The 5,203-nt window shown below is 42.3% G+C and carries 7 protein-coding genes; 3 read left to right on the forward strand and 4 right to left on the reverse strand.

Translation table 11 applies throughout. The annotated features are described in order from the left end of the window. Nucleotides 1–51 precede the first annotated feature (51 nt). The 3 genes from pgl to IQ229_RS12040 all read right to left on the reverse strand — a co-directional run bounded on the left by pgl (nucleotide 52) and on the right by IQ229_RS12040 (nucleotide 2,531). Nucleotides 52–774: a 6-phosphogluconolactonase gene (gene pgl / locus IQ229_RS12030; protein WP_194043968.1), complete on the reverse strand. Its 723-nt coding sequence runs from the start codon at nucleotides 772–774 to the stop codon at nucleotides 52–54. A 265-nt stretch (nucleotides 775–1,039) separates the two neighbouring features. Beyond that, on the reverse strand, nucleotides 1,040–1,783 hold the full coding sequence (rph, locus tag IQ229_RS12035) for a ribonuclease PH (protein WP_194043970.1): 744 nt from the start codon (nucleotides 1,781–1,783) through the stop codon (nucleotides 1,040–1,042). Nucleotides 1,784–1,907: 124 nt separating this feature from the next. Continuing rightward, nucleotides 1,908–2,531: an adenylate kinase family protein gene (locus IQ229_RS12040; protein ID WP_194043972.1), complete on the reverse strand. Its 624-nt coding sequence runs from the start codon at nucleotides 2,529–2,531 to the stop codon at nucleotides 1,908–1,910. Between the two features lie 343 nt (nucleotides 2,532–2,874). Here IQ229_RS12040 and IQ229_RS12045 point away from each other — a divergent pair, with 343 nt between their 5' ends. Both IQ229_RS12045 and dcd read left to right on the forward strand, forming a co-directional pair. After that, nucleotides 2,875–3,411 carry a P-loop NTPase family protein gene (locus IQ229_RS12045; RefSeq protein WP_194043974.1) on the forward strand — a complete coding sequence of 179 codons (537 nt, stop codon included), beginning with the start codon at nucleotides 2,875–2,877 and terminating at the stop codon, nucleotides 3,409–3,411. 86 nt (nucleotides 3,412–3,497) lie between these two features. After that, complete coding sequence (gene dcd / locus IQ229_RS12050) at nucleotides 3,498–4,067, forward strand: dCTP deaminase (RefSeq protein ID WP_228013411.1); 570 nt, start codon at nucleotides 3,498–3,500, stop codon at nucleotides 4,065–4,067. 147 nt (nucleotides 4,068–4,214) lie between these two features. Here the strand turns inward: dcd and IQ229_RS12055 are convergent, their stop codons facing one another. Beyond that, a complete protein-coding gene (locus IQ229_RS12055) occupies nucleotides 4,215–4,316 on the reverse strand; it encodes an element excision factor XisI family protein (protein ID WP_322743979.1) in 102 nt (33 codons plus the stop codon). Between the two features lie 397 nt (nucleotides 4,317–4,713). Here IQ229_RS12055 and IQ229_RS12060 point away from each other — a divergent pair. Then, on the forward strand, nucleotides 4,714–5,203 hold a 490-nt coding region (locus IQ229_RS12060; protein ID WP_194043980.1), incomplete at its 3' end, for an aldo/keto reductase.

The raw sequence follows: 5,203 nt of genomic DNA on the forward strand, positions 1-5,203 counted from the left end.
CAAACAAGCAGAATAACTCAATGCCCAATGCTCCATGCCCAATTCCCAAGTTTAATGTTGAAGTTCCAAACCTGCTGCCGCATCCAGCAGCCACCAAAGTTCTCCTTGGGGTTTAATTAAGCGGGATGGGTAAGTGAAGTCATCAGCTACAGGTGCAAAGACTTGCGCTAAAGCTGGTCGTTTATTAGCACCAGCAACCAGAAAAATCACGCTACGAGCAGAGTTGATGAAGGGATATGTGAAACTTATCCTGGGGTTTCCGTCTTTGTTACCCACAGTTACAAGGCGATCGCGTACTTTAAGAGCCTCTGTATGGGGAAACAAAGATGCAGTATGTGCATCATCACCCATTCCTAGTAATACTACATCCAAGGGGGGAAACTCCACCCCAGAAGAATTGAAAAATTCTTTGAGATGTTGTTCATACTTGGCAGCAGCCAGTTCGGGATTGGCTTCTAAAGTTGGTACGGGGTGAATGTTAGCCGCTGGGATATCAACGCGATCTAGCCACGCACGACGCGTCATCAGTTCATTGCTATCGGGGTGATCTGGTGGTACGTAACGCTCATCTCCCCAGAATATATGAATTTTATCCCAAGGCAGTTTCTGAGTAGCAATCGCTTCGTATAACGGTTTAGGTGTACTGCCACCAGACAAGGCGATGGTAAAGCGCCCACGCTGCTCAATCGCAGTTTCTAACTTAGACAGAATTAATTCTAGCGCTCGTGCAACCAGCGCCGGCTGATCCGGTAGAACTTCAACGGTTTTGTTCATGGTTTCATCATCATATTGCTGGCTTCTGGCAATACAATACCGAACTTATTACAATTCCCCTTTTTAACTTTTGAAACATTTAACATCGTGGATTAAGTAAGCTGGAAAAACGTAGACCTCCTTATCACCTTCAACGGTAAGTTTTCAGTAGTCAGTCGTACTAACTACTCTCATGATTATTTTTATTTACATCCAGTTACTTGATACTTTGTTGATTAACGCCATAAAGGATACATTTATTAATTCTTATTAAAAATTAATAAAATTAATTAATCACAAACAACGCTTCCCAGTTAGGGATCGCTTCACGTTGGGCAATTAACAATTCCTGAATTCCTTTTTGGGCGACATCTAGCAGTTGATCTAACTGAGTGCGGCTAAAGCTGGCTTCTTCGGCTGTTCCTTGGATTTCAATAATTTCCAGGTGCTGATTCATTACCACATTAAAATCTACTGTTGCAGCCACATCTTCGATATAATCTAGATCCAAAAATGGCTCTCCCTCCAGTAATCCTACGGAAACTGCCGCTACTTGTCCACATAAAGGCGATCGCTCCAATACGCCCTCTTGCAATAATTTAGAAATCGCATGAGCCAAAGCCACAAAGGAGCCTGTAATGGCTGTTGTCCGAGTTCCGGCATCTGCTTGCAACACATCAGCATCCACAGTCAGCGTGCGTTCTCCCAGTGCCTCAAAATCCACTGCTGCGCGTAAGCTACGTCCAATTAGACGTTGAATTTCTTGCGTCCGTCCAGATAATTTCAATAATTCCCTTTCTTGGCGTTTTTGGGTAGCGGATGGTAACATTCGGTACTCAGCAGTTAGCCAGCCTTTACCAGTTCCTTCAAGAAACTTTGGAACTCCCTTATTAACGCTAACAGTACAAAGTACTTGCGTATCACCGCATCTTGCAAGAACAGAACCGGGGGCAAAGCGGGTGAAACTGGGGTGAAAGCTAATCGGACGTAGTTCGTAGGAAATCCGACCGTCAGGACGCTGCCAAGCCATTGGAATTGCCTCAAGTTTTACAATACTGCCTTAAGATTACCTTAGTGTTATTGGGCATTGGGCATTGGCAAGAATTTTTCCTAACTCCTAACTCTCCCACTCAGCACTCAGCACTCAGCACTCTTCAAGGAACTGAAAGCAGAGTCAAAATATTTTGCTGCACCATCTCTGGTGACTGGTCGCCGTTGATGGTCAACAAGCAGCGACGACGGTCGTAATATTCTAGGATGGGAATGGTGCGATCGTAGAATAATTCTACACGGCGCTGTACGATTTCTGGTTGGTCATCTGGTAGCGATCGCCCCAAGGATCGACTAACCATAACTGCTTCCGGGACTTGGAGATAAATTGCCCAATCTAACTTTTGCCCTAAATCATCCAATAAAAAATCTAATTCTTCAGCTTGGAAGGCAGTACGGGGATAGCCTTCTAACACCCAATCGCAATTAATATCTGGTTGTCTGAGGCGAATTCGGATCAATTCAACGATCATTTCGTCTGGAACTAACTCCCCTTTTTGCATATAGGGTCGTGCGTGGTAGCCTAGTTCACTCAAGCTAGCGTAAACCGAAAGAGAAGTCCGGGGATCGGCTTCCAACCATCGAAATTCCGGCAGGGGCTGATTGCCAGATATTGCTGAGCGTAAAATGTCACCTGTGGAAATCAGAGGAATATCAAGGTATCTGCAAAGCCTTTGTGCTTGAGTGCTTTTCCCCGATCCTGAACCTCCCAGAATCACCAATCTCACAACAATTTACTCCTCATCCTGTCAAATCTACTACTAGCTAAGTCTGTTTTGCCTAAATAACCAGCAAATCTAACATTTAGCAATTTTCAGATGTTCTACCTAGCTTTTTGAATAATTGGGACTGTAACTCTTATGTTTTCATTTTGACAACTCATGACCGAGAAAAGACGAAAATTTAAATCAAAATAACTCTTGACTTCAATACAAACGTAGTGTTTGACTAAGAATGCAATTTGCAAAATTCACCACACCTGTGAAAAACAGATAGATTATACAGGCAGAGTTGTAATAAGTACCGCCAGCACAAACATTTAATTTATTGTAATTTTTTGAACTTTACCTTATGGTTGCCCAGCTAGAAACTCCAAGTATAAATTCACCCCTTACCTTACCATATCCAGTAGAAGGACTAGTGCAAGTTTTCACTAGCTCCCATCGCAACTTTTTTACGAGTGTCATGGCTCAAGCACTGAGAATAGCAGGACAAGGAACGCCAGTATTAATAGTGCAGTTCCTCAAAGGGGGTATCCGCCAAGGACAGGATCGACCCATACAATTAGGACAAAATTTAGATTGGATTCGCTGTGATTTGCCTCGTTGTATCGATACAGCACATTTAGACGATACGGAAAACCAAGCCTTACAAAAGCTGTGGCAGTATACACAACAAGTAGTGTGTGAGAGTAAGTATTCTCTCGTAGTGTTAGATGAGTTAAGTTTAGCGATTAACTTTGGTTTAATCCCTGAAACGGAAGTTTTAGCGTTTTTGGCAAAACGCCCCCCCCACGTCGATATCATTCTCACAGGGCCAGAGATGCCTAAATCTCTTCTCGATGTGGCAGATCAAATTACAGAAATCCGCCGGAGTTATCGACCTTAAACAAAATACTCAATTCACGATATCCTAGTAATTCGGTTTGAATTAGCTGTGAAGTTGTGATTAAAAACGATATCTGGATTACTGAAATGGCTCAACAGGGTCTAATTTCACCCTTTGAGCCAAGCCTAATCCGAAAAGTGCAAAAAGATAAGTCTGTAGCAGTTCAACCTGTAATTAGCTACGGTTTATCTTCTTATGGCTACGACATACGCCTTTCTTCCGCTGAGTTCCGCATTTTTCGCCACATCCCCGGAACTGTAGTCGATCCCAAAAACTTTAATCCCCAGAATCTGGAGCCAACAGCACTGCATACAGATGCCAGTGGCAGTTACTTTATTTTACCTGCTCATAGCTATGGACTTGGGGTTGCTTTAGAAAAACTAGAGGTTCCTGAGAATATTACAGTGATTTGCATTGGAAAATCTACGTATGCAAGGTGTGGAATCATCGCAAATCTAACACCTGCTGAAGCTGCATGGCGTGGTCATCTGACTTTAGAATTTTCCAATTCTTCCAGTGCAGACTGTCGCATCTATGCTAATGAAGGCGTGGTGCAATTGCTATTTTTAGAAGGCGAACCCTGCGCTATTAGTTATGAAGCAAGACAGGGTAAATATCAGGATCAGCTCGAGATTGTAACTCTAGCTAAAGTCTAAGCAATTCAAAATAAAAAGTAACTTGAATTTAGCTTTGGGAGTTTTAAATAATTGGTTGAAAATAAATCTCTACGAGAGTATTCGCTTAACTTTATCTGAGGATGATCGCTCTAGATCGCACCCAAAAATTGGAGTGCATCGCTTGCTTTATCCCACTGCAAATTCTGTCAGCTTTCGCATATAAGGAGGCTGATAAGCCAGTACTATATCTTGCTTAGAAATACCATACTCTATTAATTCATTAGCCACGCCAACCTCAGAACCAAGGCATAACAAGCCAATTTAGCAGTTTTTCTATCTTATAATTAATTCCACCCACCTACTTATAAATATAGAGCAGATGCTAGCTATCATATCTGCCAAATCTACTTTAGATATTGTCCTTTGAAATAGACCTGTTTATGTGACGTTGCTCCCAGAGTTATAGAACTTGTGGCTTTGTTTAAAGATGAGCCTCTAAGAATATTCATGCATCCAATTTGTACTCCAGTTCACCAAGCTCTCAAATCTCCTTAGTTTGCAACCAACTTAATACTTCTTATTGCTGTTCATCGCTCAGGTAACTCTTTCCGTATTATTTCGTACACTTTTTCATGAATCAAATATGATTCCTATACACTGAAAGTAAGAAGTCGAACAGTTGACCGTGGAATTATTAACACTACAAGGACAACCAGCAAGTATTCTCGGTTTGGCAGGGCAACAGTCGATGGATGCTGCAACTGTTTTGTTGGCATTTGAGGCGGGAATCAATTACTTTTTCTTTTACAATTTAGAATCTGAAAACTTTTTGGGTGGCTTACAATCTTTGTTGCTAACAAAGCGTGAGCAAGTCTTGGTGGCAACGGGGAGTGAAAACCGAGATATACAATCTTTACGCAATTACTTGGACTCTGTGCGCCATCGCCTAGATGTCGAGCAGTTGGATGTGTTTTTTATTGAATATGTCTCCCCTGCTGATGACATGACCCAGGTTCAGGTGTTGCTTGATGAACTTCGTTTGTGGAAGGACTCTGGAGTTGTGCGCTATGTGGGAGTCACCACACACAATCGAGCCATCGCATTAGAAATGATAGAACGTCATCAGTGTGATGTGTTGATGCACCGTTACAATATGGCACATCGTCAGGCTGAAA

Origin of the sequence: Nostoc cf. edaphicum LEGE 07299, assembly GCF_015207245.1 — a bacterium.
GTDB classification, from domain to species: Bacteria; Cyanobacteriota; Cyanobacteriia; order Cyanobacteriales; family Nostocaceae; genus Nostoc; species Nostoc edaphicum_B.